This is a genomic window from Candidatus Merdisoma sp. HCP28S3_D10 (assembly GCF_052065835.1).
In the GTDB taxonomy this organism is placed as follows: domain Bacteria; phylum Bacillota; class Clostridia; order Lachnospirales; family Lachnospiraceae; genus Laedolimicola.
On the sequence record NZ_JBQHTG010000001.1, the window covers coordinates 234,856 to 254,396 of the forward strand.

The 19,541-nt window shown below is 56.8% G+C and carries 18 protein-coding genes; all 18 read right to left on the minus strand.

The genetic code is table 11. The annotated features are described in order from the left end of the window. Nucleotides 1-68 precede the first annotated feature (68 nt). Genes cbiB through cobM form a run of 18 tightly spaced genes read right to left on the minus strand, consistent with a single transcriptional unit; the run spans nucleotide 69 to nucleotide 19,541 of the window. A complete protein-coding gene (gene cbiB, locus ACTNCH_RS01010) occupies nucleotides 69-1,040 on the minus strand; it encodes an adenosylcobinamide-phosphate synthase CbiB (RefSeq protein ID WP_441015585.1) in 972 nt (323 codons plus the stop codon). Next, nucleotides 982-1,617 carry a histidine phosphatase family protein gene (locus tag ACTNCH_RS01015; protein ID WP_441015583.1) on the minus strand — a complete coding sequence of 212 codons (636 nt, stop codon included), beginning with the start codon at nucleotides 1,615-1,617 and terminating at the stop codon, nucleotides 982-984. Before ACTNCH_RS01015 ends, cbiB begins: the two co-directional genes overlap by 59 nt. Beyond that, nucleotides 1,614-1,997, minus strand: a complete 384-nt coding sequence (locus ACTNCH_RS01020) for a bifunctional adenosylcobinamide kinase/adenosylcobinamide-phosphate guanylyltransferase (RefSeq protein WP_441015581.1) — start codon at nucleotides 1,995-1,997, stop codon at nucleotides 1,614-1,616. The genes ACTNCH_RS01015 and ACTNCH_RS01020 overlap by 4 nt, the downstream gene beginning before the upstream one ends. Before the next feature lie 14 nt (nucleotides 1,998-2,011). Beyond that, nucleotides 2,012-2,773 (minus strand): adenosylcobinamide-GDP ribazoletransferase, encoded by a 762-nt coding sequence (gene cobS / locus ACTNCH_RS01025; RefSeq protein WP_441015579.1) that lies wholly within the window; start codon nucleotides 2,771-2,773, stop codon nucleotides 2,012-2,014. Continuing rightward, nucleotides 2,770-3,309 carry a bifunctional adenosylcobinamide kinase/adenosylcobinamide-phosphate guanylyltransferase gene (locus tag ACTNCH_RS01030; protein WP_441015577.1) on the minus strand — a complete coding sequence of 180 codons (540 nt, stop codon included), beginning with the start codon at nucleotides 3,307-3,309 and terminating at the stop codon, nucleotides 2,770-2,772. Before ACTNCH_RS01030 ends, cobS begins: the two co-directional genes overlap by 4 nt. Further along, nucleotides 3,297-4,667: a cobyrinate a,c-diamide synthase gene (locus ACTNCH_RS01035; RefSeq protein ID WP_441015575.1), complete on the minus strand. Its 1,371-nt coding sequence runs from the start codon at nucleotides 4,665-4,667 to the stop codon at nucleotides 3,297-3,299. The genes ACTNCH_RS01030 and ACTNCH_RS01035 overlap by 13 nt, the downstream gene beginning before the upstream one ends. After that, a complete protein-coding gene (cobK, locus tag ACTNCH_RS01040) occupies nucleotides 4,668-6,719 on the minus strand; it encodes a precorrin-6A reductase (protein WP_441015573.1) in 2,052 nt (683 codons plus the stop codon). 15 nt (nucleotides 6,720-6,734) lie between these two features. Further along, nucleotides 6,735-7,781, minus strand: a complete 1,047-nt coding sequence (locus ACTNCH_RS01045; RefSeq protein WP_441015571.1) for a cobalt-precorrin 5A hydrolase — start codon at nucleotides 7,779-7,781, stop codon at nucleotides 6,735-6,737. Further along, nucleotides 7,778-8,920, minus strand: a complete 1,143-nt coding sequence (gene cbiD / locus ACTNCH_RS01050) for a cobalt-precorrin-5B (C(1))-methyltransferase CbiD (RefSeq protein WP_441015569.1) — start codon at nucleotides 8,918-8,920, stop codon at nucleotides 7,778-7,780. The genes ACTNCH_RS01045 and cbiD overlap by 4 nt, the downstream gene beginning before the upstream one ends. A gap of 16 nt (nucleotides 8,921-8,936) precedes the next feature. After that, entirely contained in the window at nucleotides 8,937-10,028 is a 1,092-nt protein-coding gene (locus tag ACTNCH_RS01055; RefSeq protein ID WP_441015567.1) for a lysozyme inhibitor LprI family protein, read from the minus strand. Between the two features lie 43 nt (nucleotides 10,029-10,071). Further along, a complete protein-coding gene (gene cobT / locus ACTNCH_RS01060; RefSeq protein ID WP_441015565.1) occupies nucleotides 10,072-11,166 on the minus strand; it encodes a nicotinate-nucleotide--dimethylbenzimidazole phosphoribosyltransferase in 1,095 nt (364 codons plus the stop codon). Nucleotides 11,167-11,168: 2 nt separating this feature from the next. After that, nucleotides 11,169-11,801, minus strand: a complete 633-nt coding sequence (locus tag ACTNCH_RS01065) for a precorrin-8X methylmutase (RefSeq protein ID WP_441015563.1) — start codon at nucleotides 11,799-11,801, stop codon at nucleotides 11,169-11,171. Further along, nucleotides 11,795-13,309, minus strand: a complete 1,515-nt coding sequence (locus ACTNCH_RS01070; protein ID WP_441015561.1) for a cobyric acid synthase — start codon at nucleotides 13,307-13,309, stop codon at nucleotides 11,795-11,797. The genes ACTNCH_RS01065 and ACTNCH_RS01070 overlap by 7 nt, the downstream gene beginning before the upstream one ends. 36 nt (nucleotides 13,310-13,345) lie before the next feature. Further along, nucleotides 13,346-14,413, minus strand: coding sequence for a threonine-phosphate decarboxylase CobD (cobD, locus tag ACTNCH_RS01075; protein WP_441015559.1), 1,068 nt, complete (start codon nucleotides 14,411-14,413; stop codon nucleotides 13,346-13,348). Then, entirely contained in the window at nucleotides 14,410-16,809 is a 2,400-nt protein-coding gene (hemC, locus tag ACTNCH_RS01080; protein ID WP_441015557.1) for a hydroxymethylbilane synthase, read from the minus strand. Before hemC ends, cobD begins: the two co-directional genes overlap by 4 nt. Before the next feature lie 8 nt (nucleotides 16,810-16,817). Next, entirely contained in the window at nucleotides 16,818-17,555 is a 738-nt protein-coding gene (gene cobJ, locus ACTNCH_RS01085) for a precorrin-3B C(17)-methyltransferase (protein ID WP_441015555.1), read from the minus strand. A 28-nt stretch (nucleotides 17,556-17,583) separates the two neighbouring features. Continuing rightward, nucleotides 17,584-18,786, minus strand: coding sequence for a glutamyl-tRNA reductase (gene hemA, locus ACTNCH_RS01090; RefSeq protein WP_441015553.1), 1,203 nt, complete (start codon nucleotides 18,784-18,786; stop codon nucleotides 17,584-17,586). Continuing rightward, nucleotides 18,783-19,541 carry a precorrin-4 C(11)-methyltransferase gene (cobM, locus tag ACTNCH_RS01095; protein ID WP_441015551.1) on the minus strand — a complete coding sequence of 253 codons (759 nt, stop codon included), beginning with the start codon at nucleotides 19,539-19,541 and terminating at the stop codon, nucleotides 18,783-18,785. Before cobM ends, hemA begins: the two co-directional genes overlap by 4 nt.

A 19,541-nucleotide genomic window follows, 5' to 3' on the forward strand; every position in this document is an offset into this window, starting at 1 on the left:
TTGTGTATAAATAGATATGATCTCTATCGTTTTTCCTTTACAGCTATGTTTTGTGGTCTTAAATACTTTTATACTGCCAGCACTCCGGCCAGCGCCGCTGCTGCCGCCACAAGCGCCAGCGCCAGAATCACGCCCGCGTACATCAGCCGGTTCATGCGGCGGATATCCTCATACTCCACCGGCCGGATGGGATCGCCGATGGTCGGCTTTTTATAAAGCTTTCCGAAATAATAAGCGTCCCCGGCCAACTGAACTTCAAGCGCGCCCGCCGCTGCCGCCTCGGTCTGGGCGGAGTTGGGACTGGCATGGTTGCGGCGATCCCGCAGCCAGATCCTCCAGGCGCCGGATATGCTTAGGCCTGCCAGCGGGCTCGCCGCAACCAGCAGAAGGCCGCTTATCCGGGCGGGGATATAATTCAGCACATCGTCCAGCTTCGCGGAGAAGCGGCCGAAATACAGATATTTGTCGTTCTTATAGCCCACCATGGAATCCAGGGTATTTACCGCCTTATAGAAAAAGCCCAGAACCGGGCCGCCGATGGCCAGAAAAAGCAGGGGAGCCACCACGCCGTCGGAGGAATTTTCCGCCACCGTCTCCACTGCCGCCTTGGCTACGCCCTCCTCATTTAAGGCCTGGGTATCGCGTCCCACAATCATAGACACCGCATGGCGGGCCTTTTCCAGATCTCCCTCTTTTAAAGCCTCGTAGACCTTCATGCTCTCGGTTTTCAGGGATTTCGTTGCCAGAATCTGGAAGCTCCAGAATGTCAGCAGGGCAAAATACAGCCAGAAATTGATGTTCCGGGCCAGATATAAAAGTCCGAAGGGCACTGCCGTAGATACGGCCACCACGAAAATACAGAAGAACACGCCTGCTGCCAGCTCGCCCTTTTCTGTCTTCGGGAACGCCGCCCGGAAGGGCTTCTCCGCCCGGGCAATCAGATTGCCGATGAGACAGATGGGGTGATATAAGCATCTTGGATCACCGAAGATCAGATCCAGTACAAAGCCCAGAATCAGGGCATAGATGTGATATTTCATCGAGAAAAACTCCTCCTTTTTCCGTCTCATTCACAAGCATACGAAAGCCCTCTCCGTTCTTAATCTGCCAGTGATAAAACTCCTCTTTCTGTGCCGCGTAAGCTGCCAGGATACTCATAATCGTTCCCCCGTGTACCACAAGGGCCGCCCGGTGAACCGCCTTTTCTTTTAAATCCGCAAGGACTTCCTGAAAGCCCCTGACACACCGCTCTTCAAAGGCCTCCCGGCTTTCGCCTCCCGGAAAGGGCAGCGTGCCGTTGCTGTCAATCCAGGCCTGGTAGGCCGCATTCCCGGACAACTCTTTATAATTCTTATTTTCGAATTCACCGAAATCACATTCCCGGAGCCGAGGAACCGAAATCATTTCCTTGCCCGGAAATAAAATCGCCCCCGTCTCCCGGCAACGCTTCAGGGGACTTCCGTACAGGACGTCCGGCATGGGGTAGAGCCCCGCTTCGAAAATAGCCTGCAGAGCTTCTCTTCCCTCCTCGCACAGGGGCTCGTCGGTGGTTCCGATATAGCGCCCCAGGGTGTTGCCATAAGTCTTTCCATGGCGGATCAGATACAGCTCCTTCATTCCTTGATCACCGTCCCGATCCCGCAGACCACGCGATGAACCTCTGCTGCGTATTTCGCCAGATCGCAGGCTGCCCGTCCGGAAGCCTCCCGCCACTGGCGTTCAAAGGGATTCGCGGGAATCACGCCGCTTCCCAGCTCGTTCGTAATCACAAGGATATCCGGATTTTCTGTATACAATTTTTCCGCCAGAAGGGAAGGGTCGCCGCCCTCCTTCAGTACCCGGCGTACATATTCCTGAAAATCAACCACGGCCCGGGCCTTTAAAAGCTCCGCTTCCGTACAGTCGGCCCCATTTACCATATCCTGCTCCTTCAGGGCGAACCGCTTCTTCGCATAGGCTTTTTTCCCCTGAAAGGCTCCTCCTGTAATCAGTATCATACCCCATGTTCCTCCTAAAATTTTCCTGCCACCCACACACAGATGGCCATAACCAGCTCACAGGCCTGCAGAAAGCAGCCTGCCAGATCTCCGGTAATGCCGCCAAACTGCTTCATGGACATGCAGTAGTACCAGAAAAAGGTACACCAGGCTCCCACCACCGCCGCGGTGCCAAGCTTCGCGTCCAGCAGGCACATATAGCCTGCCGCCAGAAAGAGCAGCACATACAGGCTGAACATCACAACCTTTTCCTGTACCGCGTCGGAAAAGGCCGCCACCGTTCCGGTCTTCCGGGCACAGGGAAAGGACGCTACCGAAAGGCCGCTCATGGACCGGGACAGCACATAGCCGCCGGAGAGCACCAGCACCTGCCGTCCGGAAAGCTCGCTCCAGAAGCCAAAGCAGGCCAGAAAATAACAGCAGGCCACAATGACCGCGAAGGCTCCCGCATTGGAATCCTTGAGAATCTCAAGCTTCTTTTCTCTCGGCTGCCAGGAGGACAGGGCGTCTGCCGTATCCAAAAGGCCGTCCAGGTGGATGCCGCCGGTCACCAGTACCGGGAGCAATACATACACGGCGCTTCGAAGCGTATCGCCCACGCCGATTTTTTTACTTAACACGCTCCAGCCTGCTGCCAGCGCGCCGATGACGATTCCCACAAAGGGAAAGAAGCACATCATATAGCGCATATTTTCCTTCTCCCAGTCCGCCCGGGGCATGGGAATCTTGGAGTACATGGAAAACGCGATTTTAAAACTGTTCCAGATTCGTCTCATAAGCTGTTTCCTTTTCGTTTCAGCTGCAGGGGAATTCCGCAGACCACCTCCGTCACCGCATCAGCCTCCGCGGCGATGTTCTGATTGATGATCCCCAGACGCTCCTGATACAGCCCTGTTATTTCATCATATGTAATTCCATCGGAAAAGATATCGTTGGTCACGATGACCAGATGGGCGCACCGCTCCCGCAGGGCGTCCACGCCTGCCTGTACCTCTTCCACCGTATTGTCCCCCGCCCCCTCCGGCTCAAACATCTCATTGGCCGTCAGGTTAGACATACATTCCAGAAGCACCACGCCCTTATCCGGCAGGGCCTGCTCTTTCAGATTTACATAACATTCTATCGTCTCAAAGCCTTTTCCGGCCCGGAGCTTCCGGTGCCGCTCCACCCGGCGCTTTCCCTCCTCGCCGAAGGGGCGCATGGTGGCGATATAATATAAGGGGAGTCCGTCCCGCTTTGCCAGGGAAGTGGCTACGCTCTCCGCGTACTCGGATTTGCCGCTTCCGCTGCCTCCCGTAATTACTGCAAGCATTGGTATTCCTCACATTTTTGTAAAAAGTTCCAGGCAATCGCCGGATTGGAATAAAAGAACAGATGGGGGAAGCCCGCATAGAGCGTATCCGTACCGTGTACACAGTCCCAGCTCCGCTTCCGGAGAGGCTTTTTGGCATGGATCGCGTCTCCGCAGTTTTCGCTCTCCCAGTAATGGAATTCATGGCCCCGGGCCTTTTCGCCTTCTTTCAAAATCAGCTGATCCCGTTTTGCTTCCATTTCGATATAGCCGAAGCGGGATAACCGGTCTGTCCGGTAAGCCCTGGCTTTGATCCCGTCCACCATGGGGTATTCCACGCCGTCGGCCCCCTCCAGGGTCCGGTGGAGATAGAGAAAGCCTCCACACTCGGCGATACAGGGCAGCCCTTTTTCCAGGGCTTCCCGGATCGAACGCCGCATGGATTCATTTTCACTCAATTCCTTCGCGTGAAGCTCCGGATAGCCGCCGCTTAAGAGCAGGCCGTGAAGCCCCTCCGGCAGGCTCTTATCCCGGATCGGGGAAAAGGATACCAGCTCCGCTCCCATGTCCTTTAAAAGCTGCAGGTTATCCCGGTAGGTGAAACAGAAGGCCTCGTCCTCCGCCACGCCGATCCGGACCTTCTCTGTCCCGGAAAGCCTCGGAAGTTCGGGCGTCTCGTAGGTAAAATCCTCCGTCTCCCAGGCCATGGCCAGAAACGCGTCCAGATCAATACTCTCCTCTATCACCTCTGCCAACTGATTCAGCTTCTCCTTCAGGCGTTCGATTTCCCCCGGAAGCACCAGGCCCAGATGACGGCTTTCCAGCACCAGATCCTCTGCCTTTGGCACATAGCCCAGCACCTTCACCGGAAGCCAGCGCTCGATCTGTTCCTTCATATCCGGATACAGGGCCTTGGGCATCTGATTCAAAATCACGCCCCGGATATGGCTGGGCTTCTGATATTCCAGAAAGCCCTTGATCAGCGGCACCACGGAGATGCTCATTCCCCGGCAGTTGACCACCAGCACCACGGGCATATCAAGCGTCTCCGCCACGTCCGAGGAGCTGGCTTCCTCTGAGATACCGCCCAGCCCGTCGTAGTAGCCCATGACGCCCTCGACCACAGAAACCTCGGCCTCGGCCGCCCTTCTTCCGAACAGGAAGCGGGTCGTCTCCCGATCCGTAAAGAAGGTATCCAGGTTTCCGGATTTCACGCCAATCACCCGGCTGTGAAACATGGGATCGATATAGTCCGGCCCGCATTTAAAGGAAGCTACGTTGAAGCCCCGGTTCACCAGGGCCTGCAGAATGCCGCAGGTAATCAGGGTCTTGCCGCTTCCGCTGGCAGGCGCCGCCAGCATGATTCTGGGTACTCTCATTTACGCCTCCCCCTTTCCGGTTCCGGCAAAGATGTAGACCGGATTCTGGCCCATCATCATTTCGTAGGGGCCCACTTTTTTTGCCTTGGCCGCCTGAATCTGAGTAATGTCCACGTCCGTGAAGCCAAGCTCCTTGAAGCAGCTGTTGGCCTCCGCCACGGTCTCCAGGGTAATGGCGTTCACCACCACCCGGACCTTTGGGTTCTTTTCAAGCAGCAGCTGTAAAATCTCTTTCATATTGCCGGAGGAACCGCCGACAAAGGCATGGGTGGGATCCGGCAGGTCTGCCAGCGCCTCCGGAGCCGTCCCCACACGCACCTCCACGTTGGGCGTACCGAATTTCCGGGCATTTTCCTCAATCAGGGCTGCCGCCGCCGGCTTTTTCTCGACCGCATAGACTTCTCCGTCCAAGGCTGCCAGCGCCATCTCGATGGTGACAGAGCCGGTTCCCGCGCCGATATCCCAGACGATGGAATCCTTCGCAAGCTGCAGCTTTGCCACAGATAGGCTGCGCACCTCACTCTTCGTCATGGGCGCGTCGCCCCGTTTAAATTCCTCATCGGGGATACAGCTTCGAAGCCCGCTTATGTAGGCCGGATTTTCGATGATAGCTACGCAGAGACCGTCGAAGGCTTTTTCCTTCAGCTCTGCCGGCGTACCCTCCGTGATCCGCTCCTCCGGGTAATGGAGCCGCTCTCCGATATACAACTTTACATTGTGGAGCCCATAATTTTCCAGTTTTTCACATAAGGACGCCACATTGTCTTTGCCGCCCAGCAGGGTAAAGGTCCGGAAATGGGTCCTCACCGCCCCGATGAGATTCTCCCGGCGGCCATGGATGCTCATAAGCTTCACGTCCTCCCAGGCGATTTTCAGGCGGCTGCAAAAATAAGTTACGGAAGAGATTCCCGTGATCAATTCCGTGCGGATCCCCGCCCCCTCAAATGCAGTAATCAGACGCCTGGCGCCGCTGTAGAAGCCCACGTCGCCGGACAGGGCCACGGCGATGGTATGATAGTCCGGGTGCTCCTGCACAAAGCCGAGCATTTTGCCGGAATCGTAGGCGTCAAAAAGCGGCTTTCCCATATACCGGAAGGAATCCAGCATCCGTCCGGATCCCAGGATACAGTCGGCCTGATCAAAGGCTGCCCGGGCCTCTCCGGTCAGCTGATCCGGGGTGCCCATGCCGATACCGATTAAGTATGCGATTCGTTCGTTTTTCTCGTCACGAGAATCCATCGAAGCGGTTTCTGATCGTTTCCCGTCGCGGGAATCGATCTGAAACCGCTCTGCCAGCAGCTTCACGCCGTCCTCCATGGACAGCCCTTCCTGCTCCTGCGGGCGGCCGATCAGCACAACTTTGACTCCAGCCTCTTTGGCAGCGGTCATTTTTTCCTCAAAGCCGCCTGCCCGGCCGGCCTCCTTCGTAACCATCCAGGCCGCCCCGGTGCTCCGGAGCATGGCCAGGTTCAGTTCCCTGGAAAAGGGCCCCTGCATACAGATGAGATGGGGGCCTGTAAAGCCTGCCTCCGTACACTGTGCCACCACCTCCGGCGTAGCCAGGACCCGGGCGTAGACACGATTCTGATAATCCGGCAGGGCCGTGAATCTGGAAAGTTCCTTGCTGCCTGTGGTGACAAAAATAGATCCTTCCGTGGTCTTTAAAAAGGCAATGGCCTCCTCCACGCTTTCCACGGTTACGATTTCTCCGGAACCGTTTCCGGCGTCCGCCTCCCCTATCAGAGAGGGGCGGATCAGGCGCAGATACTCGCAGCCTGCCTTTTCACAGGCTGTCCGGATATTCGCCGACACCACTACGGCGTAGGGGTGGGTTACATCCAGCACCAGCGGCCGCCCCTCTTCCCGGAAAAGCTGTTCCATTTCTTCCGGAAGAAGCCGTCCCCGGTGGACGCTCAGATGGGGCCGCTTTTCCACCAGAAGCTCGCCGTATTCGGTGGCTACGCTGCACAGGGTTTCCACTCCCGCCTCTGCCAGCCACTCACTGATCTCTCTTCCCTCTGTTGTTCCTGCAAATACAATTACCTGCTTCATGCCTCCGTACCTCTTTTATCCAAAATTCACCTTGTACTCCTCCAGCGCGATGGCCACCGTTACACCGTCCCGGGCAACCTTCCGCTGAAACAGCTTCCGTCTGCCTGCCGCCAGGAGCGCGCTCCGCTCGCACACATTTCCTACGCCGGTAATCTGTCGTACAAAGGAGGACTCCGAAAAGCCTCCCTCGCATTCCGCCTTCTCAAGCTCCGCCGCCCCATAGGTCACCAGGGGCAGCTTCCGCTCCCGGCAGAACTCCAGAAGACCGGGCTCCTCCTTTTTCAGATCGATGGTCGCCACCCGGAAAACCGCATGCTCCGACAGCTGGTTCTGCAAAAGCACCTGTTCCACCAGGGCTTCTATCTTTGCCTTCGGCGTTCCTTTTTTACAGCCGATACCCAGAACCGCAATCCGGGGCACCAGGTGCAGGGTTCTGGGGAAGGGATCGTAGGTTTCGTCCACAGAAATGCTGATCCCAAGCCCGTCCCTTTTCTGAATGGACAGCTCCGGCGGAACGGGGCCCGCCAGTTCAAAATCACTGTAAAGTCCCACGGTCCGCTGCTCCAGGATATCTGCGGCTACTTCTTTTGCCAGCTTCAGGCTATCCAGATACATCTGCTCCCGACGGGCAAAATCGTCCACCGAAAAGCGTCCTCCCGCGTCTGTGGCGGTGGTGATAACCGGAACCGCCCCCACCAGGGCAGCTATCTCCCGGGTCAGGGCGTTGGCTCCGCCCAGATGGCCGGACAGCAGGGAAATCACGAAATGCCCCTGTTCGTCCATCACCAGCACCGCCGGATCCGAGGCCTTGCTGGCCACAAAGGGCGCAATGGCGCGCACTGCGATTCCGGCAGCCCCGATAAAAAGCAGACTGTCGCAGGTCCCAAACCTCTCGCCGGTCCAGTCCCTTAAGGACCCCCCCAGCACCGGTATGCCCCAGTCTTCTGCGTCCCTGCCCTTGCAGCAGCAAATACAGCTATCTCCCTTTGCTTCACAGGCCTCCCGGACCCGTTTTGCCAGACCGCAGCCCGATCTGGTAAAGGCGATTACCGCAAGTCTCATGCTTCTGTCTCCTTTTTCACACAGTAAATCAGACGCCGTACGTCCGACGATTCACCCAACACTCCCTGCTCCAGGGAAAAGGTCAGGATTCCCCGCTCCAGGCTCTTTCCGCTCCGGTGATCCACATAGAATTCCATCCGCTCCATCAGCCGCTTCATCACCGGCTCCAGCAGTCCCTTCTCCTTCAGGATATCCAAAGCCTCATCGGTGGTAATGCAATCCATCAGCCGGACTGCCGTCTCCTGATCCGCACCCAGCACCGCCGCATGGGCCGTCAGGATATCCATCCGGGCGTCGGCGTTGCGGGAGTGAGTATTCATAATCCCTGCGGCCAGCTTCACCAGCTTTCCGATATGTCCCACCAGCAGAATTCCTTTTGCGCCGAATTCCACCGCCGCGTCGATGGCTTCTCCCAGAAAATTACTGTATTTGACGGAACGCTTCAGCACCTCCGGCTCATAATCCTCCAGAAAATCCAAACCGTAATTGCCCGGCACCAACACCAGATAGCTCCGTCCTCCGGACAGCTGCATTTTGATGTCCACCCGGATCGTCTGAATCAGGGCCTCCTCGCTCATGGGCTCCACGATCCCACTGGTTCCCAGGACGGAAATGCCACCTACGATACCAAGCCTAGGGTTGAAGGTCTTCCGGGCCAGCTCCTCACCCCCCGGAATGGAAATGATCACCGAAAGGCCGCCGGTATATCCGGCCGCCCTGCAGATCTCTTCCACGCCCTCCCGGATCATCTGCCGGGGTACCTTGTTGATGGCCGCGTCGCCCACAGCCTGCTCCAGGCCCACCCGGGTTACCCGGCCTACGCCCTCGCCGCCGTCCAGGGTAACGCCGGGCTTTTCTGCCTTCCGGACTGTGGCATAGATCAGAAGTCCGTCGGTCACGTCCGGATCATCGCCTGCATCTTTACGGATCGCGCAGGAAGCCGCCCCTTGGGAAAGCTTCGGATCCAGCACCTCCAGACGGAGGCCGATCCCTTTTGGCGTCATCAGCTCTACCTCCGGCAGGATCTGCCCGTGAAGCAGCATCCAGGCCGCCGCCTTGGAAGCCGCCGCGGCGCAGGATCCGGTGGTATAGCCCATCCGCATTTTTTTGTTGTTTTTATAAACGTATTGTTCCAGCATTGGTTTTTCCTTATTTTTACTGTGCAGTCACCGGTTCCCGGCCTGCTGCCTCCAGCAGGATATTCAGAAGAACATAGGTCCGCTCCTTCGTAAGTTCTGCCGCTTTATCATTGACCAGGCACGCCCATATGCTGCCGCCCTCTGACCCTTCTCCGGCCTTCTTGGCGGCTTCTTCTTTCTCTTTAATCCATTCCCGCTGCTCCGTAAGAAGCTGTTTCATATCTTCGTCCTTCAGGACGCCCTTCATCTTCAGCTGATACCAGACCAGATTCAGGGCTGCGTCCCAGTTTTCATAGCGCTCCTTGCTCTTTACATTCATATCCGCCTGGGTAAGGGAGGGATCCTCCTGAAGGGAACGGACAATCTCCTGATCTGCCTTTGCCGCGTTTTCCACATATTCCACCGCTGTATCGATGAAATCATAGCCGGAAAATCCCTCTGCGCCCTCCACATTGTAAAGGCCGTAGCAGGGAAGACCGTTCTCTTCGGCCTCAAGACGATCATAATTGCTGCACGCCCACTGTAAAAACTCCTCCGGCAGCTCAGAAACCGGAGCCCCGGGCAGATAGATATCGACCTCGTCCGCACCGTCCAGACCGTAAGCCTCCGTATATGAATAGAGAATCTGATCCAGGATCTCTTCTTTTCCTATCTCATACGTGTAATTGATTTCACCAAGCTTCATGGCCCAGGTATAGGCATTGACCTTCTGTAAATCAGTAAATTTCCCAGTAAAGGTATTGCCGTACTGGGTTCCGTTGGGGTAACCCTCTCCGCTGCTTCCCATGTCCATGTCCCAGTATTCCCCGGAAAAGCTGCCGTCCGGCCGGATATTCAGCTGGGTGGCCCAGGCTCCCGCGCCGCTGGAGAAGGTGAAATCCACGTACTGGAGAGCCGCGAAGCTGGGAGCTTCCGGATCACTGCTGTCCGAGCCTGTGAAGCCATCTTCCTCGGCCCCGTCTGTTTCCTCTGACGGACTGTCCAAAGCTTCCTCTGTCTTCGTCTCTGTTCCGGATTCTTCCACCTTCTTTGTTCCGCAGCCGCCCAGGGACAGCACCATGGCCGTCATCAGAAGCCCTGCCAGAACTCTTACCTTGTTTCTCTTCATACTCCCACCTCCATATAAATAATACGTTTCCCTGTCCACGCTTCTATTGCTGGTGCGTGTATTCCTCCACATTTCCTTCCGCAAAGCTGGGAAGTCCGTTGTAGAGTGCCAGGGCGTACTGATACAGGCTATAGGCCGTCACAGCCCCGGTTCCCTCTCCCAGGTGCATGCCTGCCTGAATGGGCGCAGTCATGCCCATGGCGTCCAGCATCATCCGACCTGCCGGCTCCGCGGAGCAATGGGTCGGTACCATATAGGCCTCGCACTCCGGTGCAAGCCCTGCCGCGCAATAGGCTGCTACAGAAGAAATGAAACCATCGATCAGCACCGGAGCTCCTACCATGGCTCCGCCCAGATAACAGCCGATCATGCCTGCGATATCCAGGCTTCCCACCTTGGAAAGCACGTCCAGAATATCGTTCTTGTCCGGCTGATTGACTTCGATCGCCCGGCGGATCACCTCGATCTTATGATCCAGTCCGGCGCTGGAAAGGCCTGCGCCCCGTCCGGTCACCTCCGCCACGTCCTTATGAAGCAGCACGGCTGCCATAGCTGAGCTGGGCGTGGTGTTGCCGATCCCCATTTCTCCGGTAATGATCATCCGGTGGCCCGCCTGATACAGCTCTTTTACCACCTGGATTCCGGTTTCAATGGCCTGCAGGGCCTCTTCCCGGCTCATGGCCGGTCCCTTCGCCAGATTGGCGGTTCCATAGCGGACTACCCGGTTCCAGATCCGGGGATGCTGTCCGTCCACAAACATACCGATGTTTACCGGAATGACCTCGATTCCCATCTGCTTCGACATAATGCAGACGGAGGATTTCCGGTCGCCCATATTTTCCAGCACCTGAGCCGTTACCTCGCTTCCGGTCTGGCTGACGCCCTCGGCTACCACGCCGTTGTCCGCGCCCATGATGACTACCACCGGCCTCAGATCCGCGATTTCGCCCAGCCGGGAGGTTCCGTAGATTCCCGCCAGCTGGACCACCATCTCCTCCAGTCTTCCCATACCCCGCAAGGGCTTACACAGGGAATCCCAGTGCTTCCAGGCCGCCTCTACGGAAGCTTTGTCCAACGGCTTCATTTCTTTTCTGTACTGTTCCAGTTCCATATATTTTTCACTTCTATTTTCTGTCATTTCTATCTTCCACCCTGATACAACATGGCGTTGCAGATGGTGGCCGCAATGTTGCTGCCCCCTTTCCGTCCTCTGGGCACGATGTAGGGAATGCCTGCGGTCATAATCATCTCCTTTGCCTCTACCACGTTCACAAAGCCCACCGGGGCGCCGATGATAAGCTCCGGCTTAATCCTGCCCTCTTCGATCAGCTCATAGAGACGAATAAGTGCCGTCGGCGCGTTGCCCACCGCAATGATCAGAGGCTTCTGAAGCGCCGCCGCCCGCTCCATGCAGACAGCCGCCCGGGTGCAGCCCCGTTCTTTGGCTTCCGCAGCCACATCCGGATCGCTCATGAAGCAGTATACCTCTCCGCCGCATTCCCGCATCCGCTTTTTGTTGATACCGGAGGCTGCCATCTGGGTATCTGTCACGATGGAAGCGCCCCTGTTCAGGGCGTCCACGCCGATCTGCGCCGCATGCTCCGAAAAGCACAGATTGTCCGCGTAATCAAAGTCCGCGGAGGTATGGATACAGCGCTTCACGATGGAGAACTCCGGCTCCGGCCAGGTGCGGCCATGAAGCTCCTCCGTGATAATCGCCATACTGCGCTTCTCGATATCCATAGGCTTTACAATTTCAATTTCATTTAACATCCGATTCCTTCCTCCAATATCTCGTAGATCTTCTTCATATCCAGAGAGCCGCGGACCAGATCCGCCAGCTTGTCATACTCCTGCTTCTTATGGGCCTGAGCATCAAAATGCCAGTTTTTCGGGTCGAGCCCCTTCTTCACCATCAGACGGCTCACCAGCATGGCCGCCAGATCGCCATAGTCGAAAATGCCGTGAAGATAGGTGCCGTACACGGTTCCCTCCGGATTGGAAAGGCCGTCTACACGACCGTCCTCCAGGTAAATGGTCTCCCGGCAGCCGCCCAGAGCCTCTGTGCGGCCCATATGAATCTCGTAGCCCTGCACTTCTTTTCCGGCGAAGTCCAGAAGCTCCGCCTCATTTTTGACGCGGCCCTGAATCCGGGTCCGGGTCTTCGCCTGGGAGAATACGGTCTTCGTGTGTAACAGGCCCATGCCCCGCATGGTTCCGCCGTGCTCCACATTATCCGGATCCTCCAGAAGATCGCCCAGCATCTGATAACCGCCGCAGATTCCCACCACCGGAATCCCGTCCCCGGAGCAGCGGAGCACCGCAGTCTCCATGCCGGACTCCCGAAGCCAGGCCAGGTCGTCCATGGTATTCTTGGTTCCCGGCAGGAAAATCAGATCGGGACGGCCAAGCTCACTCACCTCCCGCACATAGCGTAAGGATACCCCTTCCATGCCCTCAAACACATTGAAATCCGTGAAATTGGAAATATGTGGAAGTCTTACGACAGCCAGGTCGATACCGCCCTTTTTCTCCTTATGATTCAGACGCTCAGACAGGCTGTCCTCGTCGTCGATATCCAGCGGCGTTAAGGGCACTACGCCCACCACCGGAATGCCGGTGCGCTCCTCGATCATACGGAGGCCCGGACGCAGGATTTCCACATCGCCGCGGAATTTGTTGATGATCAGACCCTTGATTCTCTGCTGCTCGTCGTCCTCCAGAAGCTTCACCGTTCCGTACAGGGAGGCGAAGACGCCGCCCCGGTCGATGTCGCCGGCCAGCAGTACGGGAGCGTTGGCAATTTTTGCCATTCCCATATTGACAATGTCGTTGTCCTTCAGATTGATTTCCGCCGGACTGCCCGCGCCCTCGATCACGATAATATCGTATTCCTCTGACAGCTTATCGAAGGCCTTCTGAATCTCCGGAATCAGCTGACGCTTGTTGGCGTAATAGTCCATGGCCTTCATATTGCCCAGCACTTCGCCGTTTACGATAACCTGACTGCCCACGTTGCTGGTGGGCTTTAAGAGAATCGGATTCATCTCCACGGTTGGCTCAATGCCTGCGGCCTCCGCCTGCATGGCCTGGGCCCGGCCAATCTCCAGTCCGTCCTTTGTGATGTAGGAATTTAATGCCATATTCTGGGATTTAAAGGGGGCTGTTTTGTAGCCGTCCTGCTTAAATACCCGGCAGAGCCCGGCCACCAGAAAGCTTTTGCCCGCATTGGACATGGTTCCCTGCACCATGATTACTTTTGCTTTTTTTCTGTCACTCATGTTCTCACCCAGCTTCTTCCGTTTTTCTTTTCTGAATCAGTTGCTCCGGCGCCGCCCCAGGGCTGCCAGAAGTTTCTCATTTTCCTCATGGCCCCGCACCGCGATCCGGTAATAATCCGGCCCCAGGCCGTGGTAATTGGCACAGCGGCGAATGAGGATTCCCTCTTCCTCCATCCGGTCTGCCAGCGTCCCGTCTCCGGGAGCCTGGAAGCAGAGATAATTGGCGTGGCCGTCAAAGACGCGCAGTCCCAGCTTCTCCATTTCCGTCCGAAGGAACGTCCGCTCCTTCTCTATCAGGGCTATGGTTTTCTCCCGGAAGCCCTTTGCTCTAAGGGCCGCGATTCCGGCTGCCTGGGCCGGCCCGGACACTGCCCAGGGCTGACCTGCCAGGCGCATCCGTTCCAGAAGCCCGGTATCTGCCGACAGCACATACCCCAGACGCAAGCCCGGAATGGCATACATTTTCGTAAAGGATTTCAGGATCACAAGATTGGGATACTCCGAAAGCCATTTCACAGCCGAACAGGCTTCCTCCTCTTCCACAAAATCCAGAAAACATTCGTCCAGACAGACGCTCACCGAAAGCTCCTTTGCCCGATCCAGAAGCTTTTTCACAAGACAAACCGGCGTCAAGGTTCCGGTGGGATTGTTGGGGTTGCAGAGGAATACCAGATCGTGCTCTTCGCATAAGCTATCCACATAGCCTTCGGTAATTTCCAGAGTTTTCCCCAATGGGAAGAAATCTATCCCCGTTCCCACCTGGTTCATGGCCTCCTCGTACTCGGCGAAGGCCGGAGCCGTTACCAGCGCCCGCTTCGGACGAAGGGCGTATACCAGTCGGTATATCAGATCCGCGCCGCCGTTGCCGCAGAGAATCCGCTCCTCCGGCTGGCCAAGCTGCTCAGAAAGGGCTGCCCGAAGCCGCCTGCAAAAGGGATCCGGGTAATTCAGGGAAGCGTCCAGGCTTTCGATGACAGCCTCCCGGACTCCGGGGGGCATACCGAAGGGATTGATATTGGCGGAGAAGTCCAGAAGCTCCGCTTCCCTTCTGCCGCTTCTTTCTGCCGCGCCGCGGATATCTCCGCCGTGAAGAAATGTTGTCATAGCTGATCCTTCCTGAGCACGTCCCGGATTCCCTCCGCGGTATACACCACTGCGCTGGCATAGACCGGAATTCCGGCCTTCTTCGCCGCCTTCTCTGTCACCGGTCCGATACAGATGGCCCGGACGCTCTGTCTCTTCGGCTGTTCTGCCATAGCCGCGAAGGCTTTTACTGCCGATGCGCTGGCAAAGGTGATATAATCCATCTCCGGCAGAAGCCGGTTCAGCTCCTCCGCCTTGCGCCCGTCCCGTTCTGTCCGATATAAAGCCACCGCCTTATAGTCTATGCCGGCTGTCTCCAGGGCTTCTGTAAGCTCTGTGGAAGCCTCCTCTGCCCTGAGTAGCAGAAGCTTATCCTCTTTTCCCAGGGTCGGAATCCACTCTACCGCCAGATCTGCGCTGGAATAACGGCTGGGTACAAAGTCCGCATAGATTCCCGCTGCCTCCAGGGCTTCCCTTGTGCCTGCGCCGATGACGGCGAATTTCACGCCGGCCAGGCTCCGGATATCCTGACGCCGTTCTCTTAATTCCTCCAGGAAGAACTGCACGCCGTTGCTGCTGGTCAGCACCACCCAGGTATATTCCGCGATTCCGGCAAAAGCCGCCTCTGTCTCCGGCGTCTGTAAACGTTTTGTATAAATCAGGCTGAAGGGAATCACTTCTGCCCCGTCCTCAGCCAGAACCTGCCGCTGCTTTTCACACATGGGCTTCGTGCCGGTCAGAAGCACCCGTTTTCCGCGGAGAGGCTTGTCCTCCAGCCAGAAAAGCTGCTGCTGCAGGGTCACCACGTCGCCCACCACGGTAATGGCCGGAGTCTCGATCCCTGCCTCCCGGGCCGTATCCGCGATAGAGGCGAGCACCCCTGTCACCACCCGCTGACGGGCCGTGGTTCCGCTCTGTACCACTGCCGCCGGAGTTTCCGGATTCTTTCCGTGGGCAATCAGCTCCGCCGCAATATGGGGGAGATTTTTCAGGCCCATCAGAAAGGCCAGAGTTCCCTCTTCCTTCGCCAGTGTGGCGTAATCCAGCACCAGACCGCTCTTATCCGCGCTCTCATGACCGGTAATCACATGGAAGGAGGAGGCAAAATCACGGTGGGTCACCGGGATTCCCGCATAAGCCGGAGCTGCGTAGGAGGAGGACACGCCCGGAACAATTTCAAATTCCACGCCGGCCTTCAGAAGCTCCTGGGCCTCCTCGCCGCCGCGTCCGAAGATAAAGGGATCGCCGCCCTTGACCCGGGCTACCTTTTTTCCCTCCAGTGCCTTTTCCACCAGAAGGGCATTGGTCTCCCACTGGCGTAAATGATGGTTGCTCGCGCGCTTTCCGGCATAGATAAGCTCTGCGTCCTCTCTGGCCTCATTTAAAATGGCTCCGCTTGCCAGATTATCATAGACCAGCACGTCCGCGTGACGGATACACCAGAGCGCCTTTTGTGTCAGCAGTCCCATATCGCCCGGGCCTGCGCCCAGAAGCCAGACCTTGCCCCGCTTCACCTCTCTGGCCAGATTTTCACCCAGAAGACGGGCCTTCAGAAGCTTTTCCTCCCGGCTGTCTGCGCCGGTCAGATCTATTACCGCCTCGGCCCTGCGAAGCCCGGCGCTTCCCTCCGGCGCGTACAGCGCCTGCATCTTCAGGGAACGGCCCACCGGAACGCAAAGTCCCGCTGCCGGGGCATTACAGCTGCCGCCAATGGCCGACAGGAAGCTGCGCTCTGCCGTAAGCTCCAACTCCGCTTCCTCACAGTGAATGGCCTTCAGGACTTCCTCAAACCGTCCCTCCTTTGCCTCCACTGCCAGAATTCCCTGCCCTGCCGCAGGAAGGAAGCTGTCCGTGTCCAGATATTCCAGATGGATGCCTTCCTCCTCCGTCAGTCCCAGCCGCTCCAGGCCTGCCGCCGCCAGAAGAATGGCGTCATACTGGCCTTCCTTTAATTTCCGGAGTCTGGTCTGCACATTGCCCCGGAGCATCTGAATCCGCACGGTGGGATTCAGCTCTTTGATCTGCAGCTCCCGCCTCAGGGAGCTGGTTCCCACGATACTGCCCGGCGCCAGATCCCGCGCCTTCACGCCGCTTGTGGTCACCAGCACGTCATGGACATCCGCCCGCTCCAGAACAGCTCCGATATAGAGCCCCTCCGGAAATTCCATGGGCATATCCTTTGCGCTGTGAACCGCCAGATCCACTTCTTCCTTCAGAAGAGCCTCCTCCAGCTCCTGGGTAAAGACGCCCTTGCCTCCAAAGGAGGTCAGGGATTTATCCAGAATCTCGTCGCCCTTCGTGGACATCTCCACCAGCTCTACCTCTGCCTCCGGAAATGCCTCTTCTATCCGCCGCCGCACCAGATTCGTCTGAATCAGGGCCAGCCTGCTTTTTCTTGTACCTATCCGAATCTTCATGTTATCTCCTATTTCTGCAGCTGGTATCCCCTGGGTGTGATCATACGTCCCTTGCTTACGTAGGTCTGGGAATTACCGATAATCACCACGCTGAACATATCGATCTCCGCATTCTTAAACTCTGCCAGCGTAGTAATCTGCTTACTCTCCTCCTTGCGGCCCGCATGGCGCACAATTCCCACCGGCGTCTCCGGCTTCCGGTATTTCAGCAGAATTTCCGCCGCCTGCTCCACATAGGTTGTGCGCTTTTTGCTCTTGGGATTGTACAGGCAGACAATCATGTCGCCCTGGCCCGCGCAGTCCACGCGCTTCATAATCAGATCCAGCGGGGTCATCAGATCGCTTAAGCTGATCACCGCAAAATCGTGCATCAGGGGCGCGCCCAGAACCGAGGCTGCCGCGCTGGCCGCGGTCACGCCCGGCACCGTCTCAATCTCGATGTCCGCGTTCATTTCCTCTGCCACCTGGTAAATGATACCCGCCATGCCGTAGATACCGCTGTCTCCGGAGCTGACCATGGCCACAGTCTGATCCTTCATGGCTTCCTCTACCGCCATCCGGCAGCGCTTGACCTCCTGCATCATGGGAGTCGCCAGATAATTCTTATCCGGGAAGAACTCCTTCAGCATATCCACATAGGTGGTATAGCCTGTAATAATATCCGCATGATTGATAACCTCGATACATTTGGCAGTCATATGCTCGTAACCGCCGGGGCCGAAGCCCACCACATATAATTTTCCCATTGTATTCTCCATTTTCTATGATAAACATTTATTTTTCCGGCTCCCGGAGGCAGTTTACAAAGGCCTCCAGCTCCTCCGGATCCGCGTTCTCCCGAATCCGGTAAAACAGCTTGTCGATGGCTTTTCCGAAGCCCTTTTTCTCTGCTTCCTCCTCCATCCACTGCTTTACCTCCTGAAGCCTCGGTACCGCCTGCTGGAAAATCATCCAGCACATGAAATCCTCTTCGTATTCCTCCAGAATCTCTCCCGCCTGCTGGACTGCTTCCTTCTTCGCCCTGTTGTTAGCTTCCGCTAACTCCGTGAAGTCGTCCATATTATAGAAAAAGGTGTGGGGGAATTCCGCAATGCTTTCCTCGATATCCACCGGAACCGCCAGATCCACAAAGACTCTCGTCTTATCCGTCCGCAGACGCTCCTTCACCTTCGTTCCGGTCAGCGTATAATGGGGGCTGGCCGTGGCGCTGATAATGACGTCCATGTCGTCGATATAATCGTAGCGCTCCTTATAATCAATCACCGTATCGGACTCGCTCTTTCTGTGGGCGTCATGGGTCAGGGTCACATTGCGGAGGGTGCTGTAGATCCGCAGCCCCTTCAGACTGTACAGGTTCTTCAGCACGATACCGCCAATCTGTCCGGTACCGCCGATAACCATGACGTTTTTTCCCTCCAGGCTTCCGCCGAAGGCCTCCTCTGCCGCTTTTACCGCCAGGGTTGCCGTGGATACGGAGGTTTTGGACAGCTCCGTATCGGTCTTGATTCTTTTGGCACAGGTCACCGCATAGCGGAACAGGGTATTCAGGTATTTCCCGCTGTTGCCGGTCTCCTGGGCCAATCCATGGGCCTGCTTCACCTGGCCGAGGATCTGATCCTCCCCCACTACCATGGAATCCAGTCCCGCGGTCACGGAAAGCAGATGATGAACCGCCTTCCGATCCTGATAAAAGCGCAGATAATCCGATACGTCCTCCTTTAAGGCTACTGCCCCGGACTCCCGGAGAATCAGCTCCTGCAGCCTGGTAAATACATTTTTCTTTTTATCCTGGGCCGCGTCAAAATAAGTGTAGATCTCCGTCCGGTTGCAGGTAGCGATAATAACGCTCTCTGCCGCTCCGCCTTCCTCCCGGAGAATTCTTCCAAGCTCTGCCTGCTTCTCTTTCGTAAAAGCGAACAGCTCCCGGACCTCCAGCGGCGCCGTCTTATGGCTGATGCTGATAAGCCGGATACTCATGACTCTCTGACTCCCTTCCGGAATTCGTGGGTAAAGGTCTTATCATAAAGCTTGGACAGCTCGTAGTCGTCTCCCAGAAAATCGCCTACCACCGTCAGGGCAGTCTTGGTAATGCCTGCTTCCTTTACCTTCTGGGCGATATCCAGAAGGGTTCCTCGTACGATTTTCTGCTCCGGCCAGCTTGCCTTATATACCACAGCTACCGGTGTGTCCGGTCGGTATTCCTTCCGAAGCGTAGCGGACAGCTCGTCCATCATACCGATACTCAGAAAAATGATCATGGTGGCGTGGTGCTTTGCCAGATCTGCAAGCTTCTCGCCCTCCGGCATGGGAGTTCTTCCCTCCATCCGGGTCAGGATCACCGTCTGGCTCACGCCCGGCAGGGTATACTCCTTCTTCAGGGCCGCCGCGGTTGCCAGGAAGGAGCTGACGCCCGGAATGACTTCATACTCGATCCCCATGCGAGAAAGGGCGTCCATCTGCTCCCGGTGCGCCCCGAAGATTGCCGGATCACCCGTATGTACCCGGACTACCTTCAGACCCTTGTCCTCGCCTTCCTTCATAACAGACAGTACCTCTTCCAGAGTCATGGTGGCGCTGTTATAAATCTGCGCGCCCTCCTTCGCGTCTGCCAGCACCTGGGGGTTCACCAGGGAGCCTGCGTAAATGATAATATCCGCGCTGTCGATGAGTTTCTTTCCCTTGATTGTCAAAAGCTCCGGATCGCCCGGGCCTGCACCGATAAATGATACCAT